Genomic DNA, 19936 nt, shown 5'->3' with positions numbered 1-19936 from the left:
CGGGCCAGCACCCCTAGCGAGAGCCGCGATCATAAGAGGAAAACGCTCGTGTACATTCCGAAACGTACAAGGAGGCGCGGATGTCAGAGGTAGAACGGTTTATGGACTTTTGCGGAGCGCTGCCGCCAAGGCCGGGCCTTCGCACGTCGATATCGGACCGGACCGCTCGGATCACGAGCTTGAACTCGGATTTCCGCGCTCGACGCCTGTGACGGTTCAGCTCTACAACACCGCTACACGCCGCATCGAGCCGCTCGCTCCGCTCGAGCCCGGTCGCGTGCGGCTCTACGCTTGCGGTCCGACGGTCTACAAGCACGCCCACATTGGCAACCTGCGGACCTATGTGTTCGAGGACGTGCTGGTGCGCGTGCTCCAGCGCGCGGGCCATGCGGTGACCCATGTGATGAACGTGACCGACGTCGGCCATCTGCAATCGGATGCCGATGAAGGCGAAGACAAGATGGTGCTTTCGGCGCGGCAGGAACAGCGCTCACCGTGGGATATCGCGCGCCACTACGAGTCTGAGTTCTTCCGGCATGCGGCCTTGCTGAACATCCGTCGGCCAGGCATCGTCTGCCGCGCAACCGACCATGTCGACGAGATGATTGCGATGGTGCAGCTATTGCAGGACAAGGGGTTCGCCTACGAAAGCGGCGGCAACGTGTACTTCGATATCGCGAAGTTTCCCGCCTATGCCGACTTCGCCGGCTTGCGGCTCGACGAGCTCGCGCCCACCGAGCGGGTCGAGACAGACGCGCGCAAGCGCCAGCAGGCCGATTTCGCGCTGTGGTTCTCGCAGTCGAAATTTCCGCACCAGATCATGCAATGGGATTCACCGTGGGGCCGCGGCTTCCCCGGCTGGCATATCGAATGCTCGGCGATGGCTGGCAAGTATCTTGGCGAGCATGTCGACATCCACTGCGGTGGTGTGGACCATGTTCGGGTCCACCACACCAACGAGATCGCACAGTCCGAGTGCTGCTTCGGTCACCGCTGGGTGGGCCACTGGTTTCATTGCGACTTCCTCGAACTGGACAGCGGCAAGATGTCCAAGTCCAGTGGCGATGCGCTGACGGTGGACAGCCTTACCGGGCGTGGGCTGGACCCGTTGGCTTTTCGCTATCTCGTGCTGACCTCGCACTACCGGGGTTCGCTGCGCTTCAGCTTCGAGGCACTGGACACTGCGGCGCGGAGCTATGCCGGGCTGAAACGTCGGGTCGGTGAACTGCGTGCCGCATGTGGTCGCGAGGGCCACGGCGTTCATTCCGTCAGTGCCGATTCTCTGCGTGGCCTTGCCCATGCGCGGGCTTTCGACGCTGCCCTGCTCCACGACCTGCGCACACCGATGGCGATGGCGGTGGTATGGGCCGTGTTGAAGGACGACGGGCTCACCGCCGCGGAAAAGCTGGCGCTCATCTTCGATTTCGACATCGTCCTGGGTCTGAGCCTCGATCGCTGCGCGCCAGCATCGGAGGGTGACTCGACCATCGAAGGCGACGCTGGCGAGATTGCCGCATTGCAGATGGCCCGCGCAGCTGCCCGTGCAGCGCGCGACTGGGCGGAGGCAGACCGGCTGCGCGCTTTGCTGGTCGCACTTGGCGTAGACGTACGTGATGGCAAGGGTTGAGCCCTTGCGCCTACCTGGCGGGCGACCCGAAGTCACTCGGGTTGCGCCGAAGTGAGCTGTCCGAGCAGTTGGCAAAATTTGATGAGGAGACCCAGCTACTGGCCGATCTCGATCGGTTGACCAAGGCCAAGAAGCAAAAGAAGGCCATGCTCAGCCGCCACCTCGGCGCCGCAGCGGGCGAAGTTGCGGCGCACGCGAAGTGCTACCTGCATGCCTAGGGTTTCATGGGCATCCGGTCCGTGATGCTCGACGAAAACGATTGTGACCCTGGTCCTGGACGGTCGCGCACGCCTGGACTTCGGCGCCAGCAAGCCCTCAATCGTTCTGACTGCATTCACGACGCAGTCATGGAGCATGCCTTGGGTAAAGGCTCTCCGCACTTGGGCGTCATCGTCATTGACTCGACAACTAAACCTACACGTACGAGAACGACATCCTGTCGGGCGCAGGCGTGAAGAAGGCTGTGCCGCCGCCCCGTGTGCAAGGCGAAGTGTTTATCAATGGACGCGGCCAGGTTGTTCTTGAGCATGTCATTCAGCGTTGCGCTGACGATTGTCGAGTTGCGCCGCAAACTGTTTCTGCAGTCGCGCATCGCCCCTTACACGGGCGTCTCCAAAGCCACCGCCAGCCATGTGCTGCGGCGAGCCGGTCTGTCAAAGTTCAGCGACTTGGCGCCCGCTGATCCGGTGCAACGCTATGAGCGGGAAGCGCCAGGCGATCTGCTGCACATCGACATCAAGAAGCTGGGTCGCTTCTCCGACGTGGGGCACAGAATTACTGGCGACTACAGCAAGCGAACGAAGGGGCTTGGCTGGGAATATCTGTTTGTGGCCATCGACGATCATGCGCGCGTCGCCTTCACTGACATGCGGCCCGACGAGTGCAAAGACAGAGCGAGAGCTTCCTGCGCACTGCTGTCGCGTACTTCGCCAGGATGGGGGTGAAAGTCCAGCGTCTGATCATGGACAACGGACCAGCCTTCCATTCGTTCGCGTTCCGGGATGCTTGCGTCGAACTGGGCATCAAGCAGAAGTTCACTCGAGCCTACCGACCGCAGACCAACGGCAAAGCTGAACGGTTTATCCAGTCAGCGCTGCGCGAGTGGGCTTATGGCCGCGCCTACGCCTACGCCTACGACCGTCGTGCAGCCTTGCCCTTCTGGAGTCACTTCTACAACTGGCACCGCCCACATCACGGCATCGCATGCCAGCCGCCTATGTCGCGAATCTCGAAGTCACCAAAGAACCTCTTGACTCTTCACAGCTAGCGCCCCCTGCGCGTTGCCCGAGCATGGCCCCTCGCAGGGGCGGCTCTCAGCGCATCCGATGCCAATCTGCTGTAGCAGCCCATGCGCGAAACAACGGCGCGGCGGTCGTCGGATCTGTGTCGTACAGATTCAAATGAATGCCGGGCGAGAAGCTTCGAAAGATCTGCTTCGCATCCTCGGTCCAGTTGAGCATGGCCATCGACCAGTCGTTGAACATTCTTCGCGGGACGGCTCTGCGCTCCAAGACCTTGACGTCGGCGTGGCGCGCATCGGGGAGGATGCGCGCAAACAACGATTCAACGGCGTCTTCGCTCCCCTCCAGGTACTGAAGGCAAACACCCTCCAGCACTGCCAGGCCTCCCGTGATTTCAAGCGGAGGATTGTTTTTCTGCGCCTGTCTCAACAGGGCACCGATGTCGATGGAGGGGGTGACACGGCTCGTGTAGATCAGTCGGTAGAAGGGCAGAGAGGGCAGAGTTTCTGACATCCGCTGGATGGTATGCCTTGGAACGCGGGATGCGTGCAAGTGAACACCCCGACGTTCTCATCGTCCCGGCGCTCGATCATGCCCAATGAGCAGGCACCGGAAAGCTAGAAGCGATGCCGTTGCGCGCTGAGATAAGCGTTGCGCGACGGCAATAGGTGCGCGTCACACAAGGCGACCAATGCTTCGCGATCCCCGGCGCGCAACGCCTCGATCATCTTCCAGTGATCCTGGCGAGCCTGTTCGCGGTGGTCGGCAGAAACCAGCGACGCGAACCGAATGGGATGCGTCTGCCGGGCGTACTCGGCGATGGCCTTGCGCAGCGTCTCGCTGCTGGCCAGGCTGAACAACTCCTGGTGAAACGCGAGGTTGACCCGAAACACGGTTCGGGCGTCCCCCGCGGCCACTGCAGCATCGTGTTGCCGTTGAATCCCGATCAGGCGGTCCAGGCGCTCGGGTGGCACGGGCATGACGACGCGCCGGGCCGCTTCCGTTTCGAGCAGGCCTCGAAGTTCGTAGAGCTCCCGAACCTCCTGGACCGTGAAGGATCGGACCACTGCGCCGACGTTCTTTCGGCGCTCGATCAGCCCCATGCGATCCAGGGCCGCCAGGGCATCGCGCGTCACATGCCGCTTGACCTGGAACCGTTCCATCAGCTCGTCTTCGACCAGACGCTCGCGCGGGTGAAGGCGGCCGAAGACCACATCCTCTTCCAGGGCCGCGATCATGGACGCCAATGCATCGGCGGGGCTGACGGCAGCGTCGAAACTCTGGAATTGCGATGAGGGCGACAAGGTGGCTGGCAACAACATGGGGTTGGAGACGATGGGGCAAACGCCCGACGCTCGATCGAACGAGCGGGGCGCCTGCGATTGTTGCCGATCCGCCTGTCAGCCTGTCAGGCCGGGTCCGATCCCGAGCGCGGCACCTTGCCGCGCATCTGTGCGGCGCGCAGGAAATCGAAGTCCACGCCCTGGTCGGCTTGCGTCACGGTCGTCAGGAAGAGCTTGCGATAGCCACGGTCTGCCGTGGGCACGACGACCGGCGTTTCCACGGCCCGCTTGGCCAATTCCTCGTCCGTCACATGAAGCGTCAGCTCCCGTCGAGACACCGACAGCGTGATGCGGTCACCATTGCGGACATAGGCCAGCGGACCGCCGACCGCCGATTCCGGCGTCACATGCAGCACGATCGTGCCGAAGGCGGTGCCGCTCATGCGGCCGTCGGAGATCCGGACGATGTCCTTGACGCCGGCGCGAGCGAGCTTGAGCGGAATCGGAATGTAGCCCGCCTCCGGCATGCCCGGCGCACCCTTGGGACCGATGTTCTTGAGCACCAGGATGTCGTCGGCCGTCACGTCCAGCGCATCGCTGTCGATGCGGTTGGCGAGGTCCTGCGCGTTCTCGAACACCACCGCGCGGCCTTCGTGCTCCATCAACTTGGGATGGGCCGCGGACTGCTTGATGATGGCCCCACCCGGCGCAAGATTGCCTTGCAGGACGGCAATCCCGCCCTGCGGATAGATGGGGTTGTCCCGTGTGCGCACCACGGTTTGCGCGAAACCGGGGCCGGCGCTTTCGATTTCCTCGCCCAGCGTCCTGCCCGTCACTGTCAGCGCGTCCAGGTTGAGCAGCGGCTTGAGCTCACGCAACAGCGTCGCCATTCCACCCGCATGGTGGAAATCCTCCATGTAGTGATCGCCCGATGGTTTCAGGTCCAGCAGCACGGGCGTGTCCCGGCCCATGTGGTCCAGCGCCTTGAGATCGATGTCCAGACCCATGCGACCCGCAATGGCCGCCAGGTGAACGATGCCGTTGGTCGAACCCCCGATGGCCAGGAGCACGCGCATGGCGTTTTCGAATGCGGCGGGCGTGAGGATCTTGTCGATGGTCAGCCGCTCGCGCGCGATGCGGACGGCCTCGGTGCCGGTCTGCTCCGCCACGCGGATGCGGTCCGCCGTCACAGCCGGCGGCGAAGCGCCGCCAGGCACGGTCATGCCGAGCGCTTCCGCAATGCAGGCCATCGTGCTGGCCGTGCCCATGACCGAGCAGGTGCCCACGCTGGCCACCAACTGGTTGTTCACATCCGCAATCTCTTCCGCGTCGATTTCTTCGGCGCGAAATTTGCCCCAGTAGCGCCGGCAATCCGTGCAGGCGCCCACCCGCTGGCTGCGGTGCGAGCCGGTGAGCATGGAGCCGGTGATCAACTGGATGGCAGGCAATCCGGCCGATGCAGCCCCCATCAGCTGTGCAGGCACCGTCTTGTCGCAACCTCCGATGAGCACCACGGAATCCATCGGCTGCGCGCGAATCATCTCCTCCGTGTCCATCGACATCAGATTGCGCAGATACATGCTCGTCGGCGCCGAAAAGCTCTCGTGGATCGAGATGGTCGGGAAGTCCATCGGCAGGCCGCCGGCCAGCATGACGCCGCGCTTCACCGCTTCGATCAGCTGAGGTGCGTTCCCGTGGCAGGGGTTGTAGGCACTGCCCGTGTTGACGATGCCCACCACCGGTCGATCCAGGGCCGAGTCGGTGTAGCCCGCCCCCTTGATGAAGGCTTTGCGCAAGAAGAGCGAGAAGCCACGGTCTCCGTAGTTCGTCAGGCCTTTGGAGATGCCTTGAGCGGCATCCGCGGGGGCAATGTCGTGGTTGGCGTCGGCTGCAGGCTTGTGGGCGTCTGTCATGGGGGCTCTTGGAGGGTGGTTGTGAACCCGTTCGTGCGGGGGCGTGCTGCAGGTTACGAGCGCAGACTTCAATCCCCAATAGGGTTATTGCTAGGATTATCAATAATTATATTGCCTATAGTGGCGCCCAGTCGGGTCCTTGCCGGCCCCTCGCTTTTTCATCCCAGAACCGAAGGCTTCCGTGACCTGTCCCACTCCCCGATCCAACCCCTCGATGTGCCGCCGTGCCGCGATGTTTGCGCTGACCAGCCTCGTCGCGGTTGCTGCGCTGCCTGCCATGGCGCAGACCTATCCCGAACGCCCGATCAAGCTGGTGGTGCCCTACACCGCGGGCGGCGCCACGGACGTGATCGGACGGGTCGTGGGCCTGCAGTTGGCAAACGCGTTGGGCCAACCGGTCGTCGTGGACAACAGGGCGGGCGCCGCCGGCAATCTGGGTGCCGCATTTGTGGCCAGGGAAAAGCCCGACGGCTACACGCTGCTCCTCGGCGCGTTGACCAGCCATTCGATCAACAGCGTGCTGCAGCCGGCCACGGCCGGCTTCGACATGGAAAAGAGCTTCACACCGATTTCGATCGTGGGCCGCGTGCCGCTGGTCGTGGTGGTCGGTCCTTCGGTGAAGGCGACCAATCTCAAGGAATTCATCGCCCTCGCCAGGAGCAAGCCGGGGGGTCTGAACTACGGCTCGTCCGGCAACGGATCGCCGCAGCATCTGGCCGCCGAATTGTTCAAGCGGCAGGCGGATGTCCAGATCACGCACGTCCCCTACAAGGGCAGCCCGCAGGCACTGAACGACCTGATGGGCGGCCAGGTGGATGTCGCATTCGACACCTTGCCGGCCACCCAAGCGTTCATCAAGGGTGGCAAGCTGCGTGCATTGGCGGTGACCACGCCCACGCGCCAGGCGGCGATTCCCGATGTGCCCACCGTCGCCGAAGCAGGCCTGACGGGGGGCGAGATCACGTCGATGTTCGGTGTGCTGGGGCCTGCAGGTCTGCCCGAGCCGATCCTGGCCAAGCTCAGCGCCGCGTTGAAAGATGCCATGGAGAAAAAGGAAGTGAAGGATTCGCTGCTTGCACAAGGGGCCGCGCCGGTCTACACGACCCCGGCCGAAACGCGTCGGCAGATCCAGGCCGAGGTCGCACGCTGGTCGAAGGTCATCAAGGACGCTGGCATCAAGGCGGACTGATCCACGCGTGAGTTGCTGTCGCGGCGAACAGTCGTTCTGTCCACATCGGGTTTGGTTCTGCTTCGGACGGGCCACTCCAGGCGCTGTGCTGCCTTTCTACGGAGGGTGAGCGGCGTACGGCAGAATCCGGCCGAAACGGCCCTCGCGCTGGGGGGGCGGATGAACCGGTCTTAGGAGTTTTCGTGTACGTATCGACGCACCACGCACAGCCCGACGTTGTCGAAGCCCACGCCTTGATGGAGGCCTACCCGCTGGGCGCGTGGGTCGCACCCAGCAGCGAAGGGCTGGTCGCAAACCATGTGCCCTTTCTGCTCGACAGGTCACGGGGCCAGTACGGGACGCTTCTGGGTCACGTGTCGCGCGCCAATCCCGTGTGGAAGCAGCTCCTCGCATCGGAACATTCGGTGGTGATGTTCCAGGGCCCTCAGTCGTACATCACGCCAGGCTGGTACCCGGGCAAGCAGGAACACGGGAAAGTCGTTCCCACCTGGAACTACGTGGTCGCACACGCACACGGCGTGGCCCGCGCCATCGACGACAAGGACTGGCTGCGCGACATGCTGGTTCGCTTGACGGCTTTTCACGAATCCTCGCGCCAGCCGGCTTGGAAGTTGACAGACGCACCAGCGGCTTTCATCGACAAGCTGCTGGGCGCGGTGGTAGGCATCGAGATTCCCATCGAACGCCTGGTCGGAAAACTCAAGGCCAGTCAGGACGAGGCGTGGCAAGACAGGCTGGGGACCCTCGCAGGCCTCGCGGCCGAAGGCACCGACGGCGCTGCGGCAATGGCTTCCCTCGTCGAGCACGCCATGTCCGGGCGCGAACACGGCTGATCGACCTGCGAGGGTTGCGACGCGGACTGCCGCACCCCGCTCAAGGCGCCCTGTCCGTTGCCGCCGGAACGCCGACGGCCTTCACCGCAGGCGGCGCGATCAGCACCATCGCGCCGTCCTGCCCGCGACGGATGCGCAGGCGCGTGCCGTCCAGCAATCTGTCGAGCGCCGCATCGGCCGCGATCTTTCCCTTGACGCCCCGCGTCGACAGGTCCTTGACGTCTTCCACCTTGTAGATGAGCTGCACGCCGGACTGCGCAATGTAGGCATCGAGTGCCGGCCGGAGTTCGCCGCCGCGAACGTCGAAATCCCGGGTGTGGGCGCCGGACAGGCCCGTCGTCAGCAAGCATCCGAGCGCGACGGCCATGCACCGGCCTGCGCAGGTATGGAGGAGGGGGGTCTGCCTCCAGAATCGAGTCATGTAGGTGTATTTCCGGCGAGATGGTTCTTGTTACCCCCATGAGACGAGCGCGGCGGCGCTTTCCGGTAACGGGGTGCCCCATTTCAGTGCCGCCTAGAATTTCTTGGTGCTTTCCGCCGTGCGTTACCGGAAATCTGCTGGCCGTTCGTCTCAGTGTCTGTCGTCAATCCCGGCGACGAGCCGTCACCCCATCCGGCCATTCCCAGGAGCGCTTTTTTGGTTCTCAGTGACTTGGACAACTGGTTCGTCAGGGAAGTGCTGCCCATGGAGGCCGCGCTCACGCGCTTCCTTCGCCGCAACTGGCGCGACGACGCCGAAATACCTGACTTGCGTCAGGACGTCTACATGCGCATCTATGAATCAGCGGCCAAGGCCATGCCCGAACTGGTGAAACCCTTCGTCTTCGCCACCGCGCGCAACCTGCTGATCGACCGTGCACGGCGGTCGCAGATCGTGTCGATCGAGATCATCGCCGACCTCGATGCGCTCGATTTCTCGGCCGACGAACTCACGCCCGAACGCCACGCCTCGGGCCGCGGCGAGTTGCGGCTGCTGCAGACGGCGCTCGATGCCTTGCCGTCCAAGTGCCGCCGCGTGGTGGAGATGCGCAAGATCGAAGGCCTGTCGCAGCGCGAGGTCGCCACGCAGTTGGGCATCACCGAAGACACCGTCGAGCGGCAGGTGTCGCGGGGCGTGCGGGCGCTGGCGGATGCGCTGCTCTCCGAAGGGGTGCTGCTCGACACCAAGGCCTTCGGTCGGGCGCAGAACGAAAAGAGGCTCTCGACATGACAGAAGCCGAACGCATCGAATCCGCCGCCGCCGACTGGCTGGCGCGCCGCGACAGCGGTACCTGGACCGAGGCCGACGCGCACAAGCTCGACGCCTGGATCGCCGAATCGATCGCGCACCGTGTGGCCTGGCTCCGGTTGTCCAGCGTCTGGCAGCGCAGCGACCGGCTGGGCGCGTTGCGCACCCCACCGCCGATGCCTGCCCCGACTCCGACCCCCGCGCCCGCCGCTGCACCGCAGCCGCAACCCGCATGGCCGGCCCGGCGCCTGTCGCGCTTTTCGTTGCAGCGCATCGCCGCCGGCATGCTGGTCGCGGTCGCCGGCACCGCCTGGCTCGGCTGGCAGCACATGCAGGAAGAGGGGGGCCAGCACTACGCCACCGCCGTGGGGGCGCGCCAGTCGGTGGCGCTGCCCGACGGATCGAAGCTCACGCTGAACACCGCCACGCAGCTGCGCGCCGCCGTCAACGACAGCGGGCGCAAGGTCTGGCTCGACGCGGGCGAGGCCTATTTCGACATCGCACACGACAAGGCCCACCCCTTCGTCGTGATCGCGGGCGACCGCCGCATCACCGTGCTGGGCACGCGCTTTCTCGTGCGGCGCCAGGGCGACCAGGTGAACGTGACGGTGGAAGAGGGGCGGGTGCAGATCGCATCGGCCAAGCCCGACGCGAAGAGTGCCGAGCCCACCGTGCTCACGCGCAACCAGGCCGCCGTCACGCGTGCCGAAAACGTGCTGGTGATGTCGAAGGCGCCCAAGCAGGTCGACGACGAACTGCGCTGGCGCGAAGGCAAGCTGGTGTTCGACCAGACCACGCTGGGCGATGCGGCCGCGCAGTTCAACCGCTACAACACGCGCAAGCTGGTGATCGCCGATCCGGCCATCGCGCAGGTGCGCATCGGCGGCAGCTTCGATGCCAACAACATGAGCGGGTTCGTGGCCCTGCTCAAGCAGGGTTTTGGCCTGGCGGTACAGGACAGTGGCAACGAAATCAGAATTTCGAACTAGCTTATTACCGGAATGTGACCGGGCGTTCGTCTCAGTGGATACCAAAACAAACACCACTCTGGAGACCCCCATGAATCGCATCGCGCAAGGCCTCGGCCAGCCCGCCAAGAAGAAGCAGACGAAGAAGAAACGCCCTTCGGCGGCGATCCGTCATTGGGTCCTCGGTGGCACCTGGGCATTGATGAGCGGGCTGCCCGTGCTGGTGCATGCGCAGGCGCAGATCCAGGCGCAGCAGGCCTTCGACATCGGCGGCGGCGACCTGAAGACCGCGCTCGATGCCTACGTCGCGCAGGGCGGCGTGCAACTGCTCTACAAGGTCGACGACGTGAAGGGCTTGACGACACGCGGCGTGAAGGGCGCGCTGTCGTCGCAGGACGCGCTGTCGCGCCTGCTCGAAGGCACGCCGCTGCTTACGCGCCGCGGCGCAGACGGCGCGATCGTGATCCATGCCGCCGCACCGGTGGCGGCGGCGGTGGCGATGCCATCGACCGAAGCACCGCAGTCGCTCGACAGCGTCACTGTCACGGCCACGCGCCGTCGTGAGCCGATCCGCGAAGTGCCGATGCAGGTCAACGTGATGAAGGCCGAGACGCTGGAGCGCGCCGGCGCCAAGAACCTGGCCGACTACGTGGCCGAGCAGCCGGGCGTGAACCTCACGAGCAGCGGCAGCGTGGGCGGCATCCTGACCATGCGCGGGCTGACCACCGGCCCGTCGCAGGGCATCGCGACGGTCGGCGTGTACGTCGACGACGTCGCCACGGGCCTGAGCTCGGCCGGCGCGCTCGCCGGCTCGACGCCGCTGGACATGGGCATGCTCGACCTGCATCACATCGAAGTACTGCGCGGCCCGCAGGGCACGCTGTACGGAGCGGGCGCGATGAGCGGCGTGCTCAAGTACGTGACCAACCAGCCCGACACCCTGGAGTTCGGCGGCTCGGTCAAGTTCGGCACCTCCTGGACGCAGGACGGCGGCATGGGTTTCACGACCGGTGCGGTGCTCAACGTGCCGATCAAGGAGGACGTGGCGGCCGTGCGCTTCGCCGCCTTCACCGATCGGCTGGGCGGCAGCTACGACGCCGTGGGACGCGCGGCGGGGCAGGACATCGACCGCGGCCACACCGACGGCGGCCGGGTCTCGCTGCTGGTGACGCCCACGAAAGAGCTCACGGTGCGTCTCACTGGCATGGTGCAGGACGTGAAGCGCAAGGGCCTGGGCTTCGAGGACATGGACAAGCGGACCGGCCGCCCGTGGGGCGCTGAGCGCACGCGGCAGCGGTCGCTCCCCGAGCCGTACGAAAACCGCACGCAACTGTTCGGCCTCGACGTGGAGTACGACTTCGGCTGGGCCCGCCTGAACTCGATCACCTCCGCGCAGGACGTGAAAATCCACAACACCGTGGACGTCACCCGCATCTACGGGCCGACCTTGAGCGCGCTGCGCCTGCCGGTGGTTTCGGCGCCGATCAACAGCGTCGTGGAGCAGCACCGGATCAGCCAGGAGTTCCGCCTGACCTCGCGCTCGGGCACCACCTTCGAATGGCTGGCCGGTCTCTATCTGAACCGCGAGCGCGGCGCCAACAACGGGGGATTGGACGCCAACCTGGCCGGCGGTCTGGGCACCATGAGCCTGCTGTCGTCGACGCAGTTCTCGCGCTACCGCGAGACGGCCGCCTATGGCGACGTCACCTGGAACATGACGCCTGCGTTCTCGCTCACCGGCGGCGTCCGGCTGGCGCACAACAGCCAGAACTACAGCAGCCGCCAGAGCGGCCGGCTGGTCGGCGCGGTCGACGCGGACGCCGCCGGAACCTCGTCGGAAAGCCCCATCACCTACCTCGCCGCCGCCAAGTACACGCTGTCGGAAACCAGCAACGTGTACTTCCGCGCGGCGAGCGGCTACCGCCCAGGCGGCCCGAACGTGCTGAAGGCCGACACCAACCGCAACATCGTGCAGCCGATGTACCAGTCCGACTCGCTGTGGAGCTACGAGCTCGGCTACAAGGCCGACCTGCTGGACCGCACGCTGTCGCTGGAAGCCGCGCTCTACGACATCGAGTGGCGTGACGTGCAGCAGCCCACGCGCAGCGGCGGCTTCGTGTTCGTCACCAACGCGGGGGGCGCCCGCATCAAGGGCGGGGAACTCACGCTCAACTGGAAGCCCGCCAAGGACTGGCGCTTCATCGCCAACGCGGCACTCATCGATGCGCGCCTGACCGAGGACGCCAAGGGCCTCGAGGCCAAGGCGGGCACCCGCCTGCCCCAGACGCCACGCTTCGCGACCACGCTGGGCGTGACGCGCAACCTCAGCATCGCTGATCGGCCGGCCTATGTCGGCGTCAGCGCACGCTACACAGGCAAGCGCGACGCGGGCTATCCCGGCAGTTCGATCATCCCGAGCGTCAAGCTGCCGGCCTACACGCTGGTCGATCTGCAGGCGGGCATCGACTTCCAGCGCTTCAGCGTTTCGGCGTACGTGCGCAACTTGGCAAACAAGCGCGGCATCCTGTCGATCGACACCAGCCCGACAGGGAACCCGAACCTGGTGCAGGCGGCGCTGGCGCCCTCGCGCAGCATCGGCGTGTCCGTCAACGTTCCGTTCTGAGATGTCGAGCCTTACTCCGCTGGTGGCCGGGTTGCCGCCGGATGCCACACGTCCCTCAGCGCAAGAAACGACACGAAAAGCGCCGCGCAGCGCCTGGTATGCGCTGGCGGTTCTCATCATCGCGACGGTGCTGGGGTCGATCGACAAGGTCATCCTCACGCTGCTGACGGAGCCGATCCGCCAGACGCTGTCGCTGTCCGATACGCAGATCGGGCTGCTGCAGGGCGCGGGCATCGTGCTGTTCACCGGCATCGCCACCATGCCGCTGGGCTGGCTCAGCGACCGCTACGACCGGCGCGTGGTGCTCGCGGCCTGCGTGGTGCTGTGGAGCGCCGCCACGGCCATGCGCGGCACGGCCATGGACTACGGCGTGCTGTTCGTCGCCTCTGTCGGCCTGGGCGTGGGCGAGGCGGGCCTCACGCCCATCACCAACAGCATGATCCCCGACCTGTTCCCGCGCGCGCAGCGGGTGCTGGCCAATGCGGTGTTCGCGCTGTCGGCCATCTTCGGCAGTGCGCTCGGTGCGCTGCTGGGCGGCACCATCGTGCACCTCACCGACGACCTGCGGCCCTGGCTGCCCGTCGCGATGCGGCAGCTCGAAGCCTGGCGCCTGACCTTCTTCGTGCTGGCCTCCGCCGGCATTCCGGTGACGCTGCTGGTGCTGTCGATCCGGCGCACGCCGCGCGGCGGCGCGCAGGAAGCCAAGCCCGGTGCACCGGCCGCTGCGAGCGCCGACGCGTCGGCCAGCACCACGCTGCGCCAGCACGTGCGCCGGCACTGGCGCACCTTCGCGGGCCTGGTGTTCGGCGTCGGCCTGACCAGCGTGGGCCTGAGCTCGCTGGGCACCTGGCTGCCGATCGTCACGGCGCGCACCTACGGCGTCACGCCGGTGCAGATGGGGCAGGGCATGGGCCTGGCCTTCCTGTGCGGCACGGTGGCCGGTGGCCTGCTGGGCGTGCTGTCGATGCGCTACGTGCAGCCGCGCATGGGGCCGGCCGCGGCGCTGCGCCTGATCATGCTGGGCAATCTCTCGGCGGCGCTGATGTCGACGCTGCTGCTGTTCGCGAGTTCGGCCAACCACAACTTCATGCTGCTGGGGCTCCTGGTGGTGCCGCTCATCGGCAGTGCCGTGCTGCTGCCCAACGTGCTGCAGGACGCGGCGCCGCCGCACCTGCGCGCCCGCACCATCGCCTTGCTCACGATCGCCAGCCTGCCTTTCGGCGTGGTGGGTCCGCTGATGGTCGGCATGTTGTCGGACGCCCTCAAGTCGATGCCCAACGGCCTGGCGGTGTCCATCGTCGCGACCACGCTGGTCGGCGGCAGCCTGGGCGCCATGGTGCTGCGCGCCACCGAAGGCCCGTTCGTTCGCCTGATGCGCGAAGCGAAGCCGAACTGAGCCGAGCCTTCTGCTTCGAGATCCAGCTCCTCCCTTTCATCGTTCGTTGTTCCTCCATGTCACAACCACACCTTTCAGCCTCTCTCCCTGACACCGCTTCCGCACTGGCCGCCATCGACGCGCTGGTGGCGCCCCTCAATCGCAGCGATGCGCCCGGCCTGGTGCTGGGCATCGCGCAGCACGGCCGCCTGCTGTACCGCCGCGCCGTCGGCATGGCCAGCCTGGAGATGGGCGTGTCCCTCACGCCGACCACGCGCATGCGCATCGCCTCCACCAGCAAGCACTTCACGGCGATGGCCGTGCTGCTGCTGGCCGAAGACGGCCTGCTCGACGTGGACGACGCCGTGCAGAAGCACCTGCCCGAGCTGCCGCAGCTGAGCGCCAACGGCCCGACGCTGCGCCATCTGCTGACCCACACGAGCGGCTGGCGCGGCCATGACGAGCTGTGGGCCATTGCGCACGGCCTCACGTTCACGCTGCCCGGCCCGGGCCTGCCGGCCATGGCGCGCCAGAGCGAGCTCAACTTCGAGCCCGGCACGCACATGGTCTACAGCAACGGCGGCTACTTCCTGCTGGCGAAGATCGTCGAGCGCGTGAGCGGCCAGAGCTTCAACGACTTCCTGAAGGCGCGCCTGTTCGACCCGCTGGGCATGGCCGACACCGCCTCGGTGCAGACCGACCTCGACGTGGTCCCCGGCATGGCCGGCCTGTACATGCCCGCGCCCGGAGGCGGTTGGCGCCGCGGCCTGTACCCGTGCGAACTCGACGGCGGCGGCTCGCTGGTGTCGACGGCGGACGACATGCTGCGCTGGCTTGCGCACATGCACGGCAGCGAAAAGATCGTGGGCAGCGAGAAGAGCTGGGCCCTGCTGTCGGCGCCCACCACGCTGTCGTCGGGTTCGAAGGTGAACTACGGCTTCGGGCTGGCGCGCCACCCGTACCGCGGCGTCGAGATCGTCCACCACGCGGGCGCCGTGCTCGGCGCGCAGTCGCAGATGATCAGCGTGCCCACCCACGGGCTGGACATCATCGCCATGGTGAACGGCACGCCGGTGTCGCCGGGGGCGCTGACCCTCAAGGTGATCGAGCTGTTGCTGGGCGACGCACTTGCGCCGCCCGAGGTGCGCCCGCTGGTCAGCGCCTTCCCCGCGCTGCCCGGCCAGCGCTACCACGCGCCCTCCACGGGCAGCTTGCTGGGCTTTGCGGACGTGGCTGGCAAGCTGGCGATGTCGTGGCAGGCCGGCGAGGCCAGGCCCTTGAACCAGGGCGACGGCAAGCTGTGGCTGGGCCTGCAGGACCTGCCGACGAACGACCTCGTGCTCGACACCGCCGATATCGACCCTCAACGCGCACCCGAGGCCTTCGTGCTGCACGAAGGCGGCCAGCCGCGCCGCTTCGAGCGCCTGCCCGAGACCGCGCCCGATGCCGTGTCGCTCGCCGACGCGCTGTGCGGTGACTACACCAGCCCCGACCTCGACGCCACCGCGCAGATGGCGATGGTGGACGGCAAGCTGCGGCTCACCGTGCAGGGCCGGCAGGGTCAGCACGCGTACGTGCTGACGCCGCTGTCGGCCGACGTGATGACGCTCGTCTCGGTCGATCCGGTGCTGTCCCAGATGGGCAAATCGATTCTGAACGTGGAGCGCAGGGACGGCCGGGTCGTGGGACTGCTGTTCGCCACGACGCGCTCGCGAAACATCCATCTTGCCCGTCAGGAGCCACGCGCATGAAGTTCTTCACCGCACTGTTCGCCAACGAGACCAACACCTTCGTTTCAGCCCCCACCGGGCAGGGCAGCTTCGAGGCCTACGGCATCTTCCGCGGCGACGCCAGCACGCGCGACGCCACCGGCTACGGCATGTTCGCGGTGGAGGCGCGCAAGCAGCTGGCCGCCGAAGGCCACGAGATGGTCGAGAGCCTGCTGGCCTTCGCGCAGCCGCTGGGGCGCATCGTGCGCCCGGTGTACGAGCGCCTGCGCGACGACATCCTGGACGATCTGCGCAAGGCCGGTCCGGTCGACGGCGTGATCCTGGTGCTGCACGGTGCCATGGTCGCCGAGGGCCATGACGACGGCGAAGGCGACCTGATCGCGCGCGTGCGCGCCATCGTCGGGCCGAAGGTGACCATCGGCGTGTCGCTCGACCTGCACTGTCACTTCACGCAGCAGATGCTGCACGGTGCGGACGTGATCATCTGCTACAAGGAATATCCGCACACCGATGCGCTGGAGCGCCTGCAAGAGCTGATCCGCATCGTGGTCGACACCGCGCAAGGCCGCGTGAAGCCGGTGACGGCCGTGCACGACTGCCGCATGGTGGGCAAGTGGCACACCACGCGCGAACCGATGGCCGGCTTCGTGCGCCGCATGGAAGCCGCGGAGAAGCTCCCGGGCGTGCTCTCGGTCTCGCTGGGCCATGGCTTCCCCTGGGCCGACGTGCCCGAGTCCGGTGCCAAGCTGTGGGTGGTGACGGACAACGACCCCGCATTGGCCGCGAAGCTCGCCGAGGAACTGGGCCGCGAATTCTGGGATCTGCGCCACCAGACCGGCGTGCCTTCGATCTCGGTCGACCAGGCGCTCGACCGGGCCATGGCCCTGCCGGGAGGCCCGGTGGTCATCGCCGACACGGCCGACAATGCAGGCGGCGGCGCCACCAGCGACAGCACCTTCGTGCTGCGCGCGATCATCGAGCGCGGCATCGCCGACGTGGCCTTCGGCGGCGTCTGGGATCTGGGGGCGGTGCAGCTGTGCCGCGATGCCGGCGTCGGCGCCAGCTTCGCGTTGCGGCTGGGCGGCAAGTGCGGCCCGGCCTCTGGCGATCCGATCGACCTGCACGTGACCGTCAAGGCCGTGAAGGACGCGCATTCGCAGCGCGGCCTGGCGGAAGGCAATCACACGCCCATGGGCCCTTGCGTCTGGGTGCAGGCGGCCAACGGCGTGGACATCGTGCTCATCAGCAAGCGCAACCAGGTCATCGGCAGCGACCTCTTCACGGGCCTGGGCATCGACCTGACGGCCAAGAAGCTGGTCGTGGTGAAGTCGGCGCAGCACTTCCATGCGGAGTTCGGCCCGCTCGCCAGCGCAGTGCTCTACGTGTCGACGCCGGCTGCGCTGAGCACCGACTTCGCCAACCTGCCGTACCGCGTGCGCGACCTCGACTACTGGCCGCGTGTCGAAGACCCCCAGCGCAGCGCCCCGCTGATCCGCCGCCCGCACTGGATGCCCGCACCCGGCGAGCTGTACAGCGTCGACGGCCGCAGCATGCACCTGCAGCGCAGCGGCCCGGCGCCGGCCAACGCCGCGCAGCCCACGATCGTGATCGAAGCCGGCGGCGGCTGTGCCTCGACGACCTACGCGCGGCTGCAGCAGGCGCTGGCCGCGAAGCACCCGGTGATCAGCTACGACCGTGCCGGCATGGGCTGGAGCGAAGCCGACGAGGCGCCCTTCGACGGCGAGCGCACCGCGCGCCGCCTGCATGCGCTGCTCGAAGCCGCTGGCGTGACGGGCCCGATCGTGCTCATCGGCCATTCGATCGGCGGCCTGCTGAACCGGGTCTACGCGGGCCTGTATCCGCTGCAGGTGGCCGGTGTGGTGATGCTCGACGCCAGCCACCCCGAACAGTTCGCGATGTACGAGCGCCCGCCTGAATCGCAGTTCGCTGCCGAGCGTGACAAGCGTGCGAACTTCCAGGCCGGCGGCCCGCCACCGCCGGAGCACGCGCCCATCGAGGCCCTGTTCGCCGACATGCCGCAGGTGCTGGTCCAGATGAAGGCGATCTACACGCCCGAAGCGCTCGATGCCACACTGGCCGAGGTGCGCGGCCTGCCGCAAGTCGCGCGCCAGGCGGCGGCCTCGCCCGACTTCGGCTCGCGTCCGCTGGCCGTGCTGTGGGCGCAGCAGCAGCCGCTGCCGGCCGGTGCCGACCCGGCGCTTGCCGCGGTGCAACAGCGCTGGCCCGAGTTCCAGGAGGCGCATGCAGCGCTGTCGACGCAACGCCGCCTGGCCTGCATCGAAGGCGCGGCGCACATGACGCTGGTGCTGCTGCCGCCTTTCGTGAGCCAGGTGGCCGCAGCCGTGGATCAGGTGGTGGCACAGATCGAGGCATCCCGATGAAGGCTTTCGCAGACATGGCATTGGCCGAAATCGCCACGCCGGCGCTGTTGCTCGACAGCACGATCCTCGAACGCAACTGCGCAGCGATGGCGCAGCGCGCGGCACACCACGGCGTGGCCCTGCGCCCGCACCTGAAGACCTCCAAGTCGGCAGAAGTGGCGCGCGTGGCCACGCGCGGACAGGCCGGCGGCATCACGGTGTCGACCGTGGCCGAGGCCGACTACTTCGCGGCCAACGGCTTTCTGGACCTGACCTATGCCGTGGGCATCAGTGCCGGCAAGATCGAGGCCCTCGATCGCATCCAGCGCAGCTACGGTGCACGCATCACGCTGCTGGCCGACCGTGTCGAGGCGGTGCTGTCGGCGGCCGAAGAGGCACGCGCGCTGGAAGCCACCTTCAACATGCTGATCGAGATCGACACCGGCGGCGGACGCGGTGGCCTGGCGCCGGACGATGCCGAGCTGCTGACCGTCGCACGCGCCATTGCGCAGAGCGAAGCCTTCACGCTGGTCGGCGTGCTGACCCATGCGGGCCACAGCTACCACGTCGAAGGGCGCGACGCGATCCGCGCCATCGCCGAGACCGAGCGTGCCGGCGCGGTGCACGCGGCCGAACGCCTGCGTGCGGCCGGCCTGTCGATCAACGTGGTGAGCGTCGGGGCCACACCCACCGCGGTGTGCGCCGAACGCCTCGACGGCGTGACCGAGATGCGGCCCGGTGTCTATACCTTCTTCGACCTCGACCAGGCTGCGCGCGGCATCTGCGAGATCGAAGACGTCGCGCTGTCGGTGCTCGCCACCGTGATCGGCCACAACCCGCGCTCGCGCCGCGTGCTCATCGATGCCGGCGCGCTCGCGTTGTCCAAGGACGAGTCCGCCGCCGAGTTTCGCGACGGCCTGGGCTTCGGGCTGATCTGCAAGGTGGATGGCACGGCACCGCTGGGCGGTTTGCGCGTGGCTGAATTGCACCAGGAGCACGGACTCATCGCATGCGATGGCGAAACCGACAGCGACACCGACGGCGCGGTGCAGGCCATGTTCGATGCGTTGCCGGTCGGCAGCCGCGTGCGCATCCTGCCCCACCACGCCTGCATGACCGCCGCACCTTATGACCGCTACCACGTCGTGCGCGGCGCAGGCGCCGACGTGCATGCCATCTGGGGCAAGACCCGCGGCTGGAATGCCAACGCGCTGGACGCGTGAGCGGAGCCCTTCTTTCTTTTCGCTGGAGACACACATGATCAAAACGCTTCTCGCCCGCTTCGTGCCGGCTGCTGCGATGGCACTGACCCTCTGCCTGGCGGGCGCCCTGCCGGCGCACGCACAGAATGCCGCCGCACCGACCACCGAAGCCAACGCCAACGCCGCGGCACCGACGGCCGCAGCCGCAGCAGCACCCGCTGCCGCAACGACACCGGCGCCCGCTCCAGCCCACGCCGCAGCGGTCAAGACCGACAACCCCTACGGCATCGGCGCCCTCTGGGCGCAGAGCGATGCCGTCACCAAGGCCGTGCTCGCGATCCTG

The 19936-nt window shown here is 66.9% G+C and carries 15 protein-coding genes and 2 pseudogenes; 13 read left to right on the top strand and 4 right to left on the bottom strand.

Features of this window, described 5'->3' with window-relative positions; all coding sequences use genetic code 11:
- Positions 1–208: 208 nt before the first annotated feature.
- The 3 genes and pseudogenes from cysS to ACSFBC_RS23370 form a co-directional block, all read left to right on the top strand.
- Positions 209–1627 carry a cysteine--tRNA ligase gene (gene cysS, locus ACSFBC_RS23380; protein WP_435512724.1) on the top strand — a complete coding sequence of 473 codons (1419 nt, stop codon included), beginning with the start codon at positions 209–211 and terminating at the stop codon, positions 1625–1627.
- A complete protein-coding gene (locus tag ACSFBC_RS23375; RefSeq protein WP_435512723.1) occupies positions 1624–1845 on the top strand; it encodes a hypothetical protein in 222 nt (73 codons plus the stop codon). Before cysS ends, ACSFBC_RS23375 begins: the two co-directional genes overlap by 4 nt.
- A gap of 318 nt (positions 1846–2163) precedes the next feature.
- Positions 2164–2894 (top strand): annotated as a pseudogene (locus ACSFBC_RS23370) (integrase core domain-containing protein); the annotation flags it as partial.
- Between the two features lie 46 nt (positions 2895–2940).
- Here the strand turns inward: ACSFBC_RS23370 and ACSFBC_RS23365 are convergent.
- From ACSFBC_RS23365 to ACSFBC_RS23355, 3 genes are all read right to left on the bottom strand, one after another.
- A complete protein-coding gene (locus ACSFBC_RS23365; protein ID WP_435512722.1) occupies positions 2941–3381 on the bottom strand; it encodes a BLUF domain-containing protein in 441 nt (146 codons plus the stop codon).
- A gap of 104 nt (positions 3382–3485) precedes the next feature.
- On the bottom strand, positions 3486–4190 hold the full coding sequence (locus ACSFBC_RS23360) for a GntR family transcriptional regulator (protein ID WP_435512721.1): 705 nt from the start codon (positions 4188–4190) through the stop codon (positions 3486–3488).
- A gap of 86 nt (positions 4191–4276) precedes the next feature.
- Positions 4277–6064: an IlvD/Edd family dehydratase gene (locus tag ACSFBC_RS23355; RefSeq protein WP_435512961.1), complete on the bottom strand. Its 1788-nt coding sequence runs from the start codon at positions 6062–6064 to the stop codon at positions 4277–4279.
- Between the two features lie 214 nt (positions 6065–6278).
- Here ACSFBC_RS23355 and ACSFBC_RS23350 point away from each other — a divergent pair, with 214 nt between their 5' ends.
- Together ACSFBC_RS23350 and ACSFBC_RS23345 are read left to right on the top strand one after the other, a co-directional pair.
- Positions 6279–7253, top strand: a complete 975-nt coding sequence (locus ACSFBC_RS23350; RefSeq protein ID WP_435512960.1) for a Bug family tripartite tricarboxylate transporter substrate binding protein — start codon at positions 6279–6281, stop codon at positions 7251–7253.
- A gap of 182 nt (positions 7254–7435) precedes the next feature.
- Positions 7436–8086, top strand: a complete 651-nt coding sequence (locus tag ACSFBC_RS23345) for an FMN-binding negative transcriptional regulator (RefSeq protein ID WP_435512720.1) — start codon at positions 7436–7438, stop codon at positions 8084–8086.
- Between the two features lie 40 nt (positions 8087–8126).
- Here the strand turns inward: ACSFBC_RS23345 and ACSFBC_RS23340 are convergent, their stop codons facing one another.
- Positions 8127–8453 (bottom strand): STN domain-containing protein, encoded by a 327-nt coding sequence (locus tag ACSFBC_RS23340; protein WP_435512719.1) that lies wholly within the window; start codon positions 8451–8453, stop codon positions 8127–8129.
- A gap of 285 nt (positions 8454–8738) precedes the next feature.
- Here ACSFBC_RS23340 and ACSFBC_RS23335 point away from each other — a divergent pair, with 285 nt between their 5' ends.
- The 8 genes and pseudogenes from ACSFBC_RS23335 to ACSFBC_RS23300 form a co-directional block, all read left to right on the top strand.
- Entirely contained in the window at positions 8739–9296 is a 558-nt protein-coding gene (locus ACSFBC_RS23335) for an RNA polymerase sigma factor (RefSeq protein WP_435512718.1), read from the top strand.
- Positions 9293–10303: a FecR family protein gene (locus tag ACSFBC_RS23330; RefSeq protein WP_435512717.1), complete on the top strand. Its 1011-nt coding sequence runs from the start codon at positions 9293–9295 to the stop codon at positions 10301–10303. The genes ACSFBC_RS23335 and ACSFBC_RS23330 overlap by 4 nt, the downstream gene beginning before the upstream one ends.
- 70 nt (positions 10304–10373) lie before the next feature.
- Entirely contained in the window at positions 10374–12905 is a 2532-nt protein-coding gene (locus ACSFBC_RS23325; protein WP_435512716.1) for a TonB-dependent receptor, read from the top strand.
- A gap of 1 nt (position 12906) precedes the next feature.
- On the top strand, positions 12907–14301 hold the full coding sequence (locus tag ACSFBC_RS23320) for an MFS transporter (protein ID WP_435512715.1): 1395 nt from the start codon (positions 12907–12909) through the stop codon (positions 14299–14301).
- A 56-nt stretch (positions 14302–14357) separates the two neighbouring features.
- A complete protein-coding gene (locus tag ACSFBC_RS23315) occupies positions 14358–16031 on the top strand; it encodes a serine hydrolase domain-containing protein (RefSeq protein WP_435512714.1) in 1674 nt (557 codons plus the stop codon).
- Positions 16028–18412: an alpha/beta fold hydrolase gene (locus ACSFBC_RS23310; protein WP_435512713.1), complete on the top strand. Its 2385-nt coding sequence runs from the start codon at positions 16028–16030 to the stop codon at positions 18410–18412. Before ACSFBC_RS23315 ends, ACSFBC_RS23310 begins: the two co-directional genes overlap by 4 nt.
- On the top strand, positions 18409–19614 hold the full coding sequence (locus tag ACSFBC_RS23305; protein WP_435512712.1) for an alanine racemase: 1206 nt from the start codon (positions 18409–18411) through the stop codon (positions 19612–19614). Before ACSFBC_RS23310 ends, ACSFBC_RS23305 begins: the two co-directional genes overlap by 4 nt.
- Before the next feature lie 34 nt (positions 19615–19648).
- Positions 19649–19936: pseudogene (locus tag ACSFBC_RS23300) on the top strand (MotA/TolQ/ExbB proton channel family protein); the annotation flags it as partial.

Source organism: Variovorax frigidus, from assembly GCF_051216515.1.
In the GTDB taxonomy this organism is placed as follows: Bacteria; Pseudomonadota; Gammaproteobacteria; order Burkholderiales; family Burkholderiaceae_C; genus Variovorax.
Note: the sequence above shows the minus strand (reverse complement) of the source record. Positions and strands in the feature narration are given on the sequence as shown.

Excerpts from the sequence above, each read along its gene's own strand:
- ACSFBC_RS23360 (WP_435512721.1), bottom strand. The coding sequence starts at position 4,190 with ATGTTGTTGCCAGCCACCTTGTCGCCCTCATCGCAATTCCAGAGTTTC.
- ACSFBC_RS23320 (WP_435512715.1), top strand. The coding sequence starts at position 12,907 with ATGTCGAGCCTTACTCCGCTGGTGGCCGGGTTGCCGCCGGATGCCACA.
- ACSFBC_RS23330 (WP_435512717.1), top strand. The coding sequence starts at position 9,293 with ATGACAGAAGCCGAACGCATCGAATCCGCCGCCGCCGACTGGCTGGCG.
- ACSFBC_RS23355 (WP_435512961.1), bottom strand. The coding sequence starts at position 6,064 with ATGACAGACGCCCACAAGCCTGCAGCCGACGCCAACCACGACATTGCC.
- ACSFBC_RS23340 (WP_435512719.1), bottom strand. The coding sequence starts at position 8,453 with ATGGCCGTCGCGCTCGGATGCTTGCTGACGACGGGCCTGTCCGGCGCC.
- ACSFBC_RS23350 (WP_435512960.1), top strand. The coding sequence starts at position 6,279 with ATGTGCCGCCGTGCCGCGATGTTTGCGCTGACCAGCCTCGTCGCGGTT.
- ACSFBC_RS23325 (WP_435512716.1), top strand. The coding sequence starts at position 10,374 with ATGAATCGCATCGCGCAAGGCCTCGGCCAGCCCGCCAAGAAGAAGCAG.
- ACSFBC_RS23310 (WP_435512713.1), top strand. The coding sequence starts at position 16,028 with ATGAAGTTCTTCACCGCACTGTTCGCCAACGAGACCAACACCTTCGTT.
- ACSFBC_RS23305 (WP_435512712.1), top strand. The coding sequence starts at position 18,409 with ATGAAGGCTTTCGCAGACATGGCATTGGCCGAAATCGCCACGCCGGCG.
- ACSFBC_RS23315 (WP_435512714.1), top strand. The coding sequence starts at position 14,358 with ATGTCACAACCACACCTTTCAGCCTCTCTCCCTGACACCGCTTCCGCA.
- ACSFBC_RS23365 (WP_435512722.1), bottom strand. The coding sequence starts at position 3,381 with ATGTCAGAAACTCTGCCCTCTCTGCCCTTCTACCGACTGATCTACACG.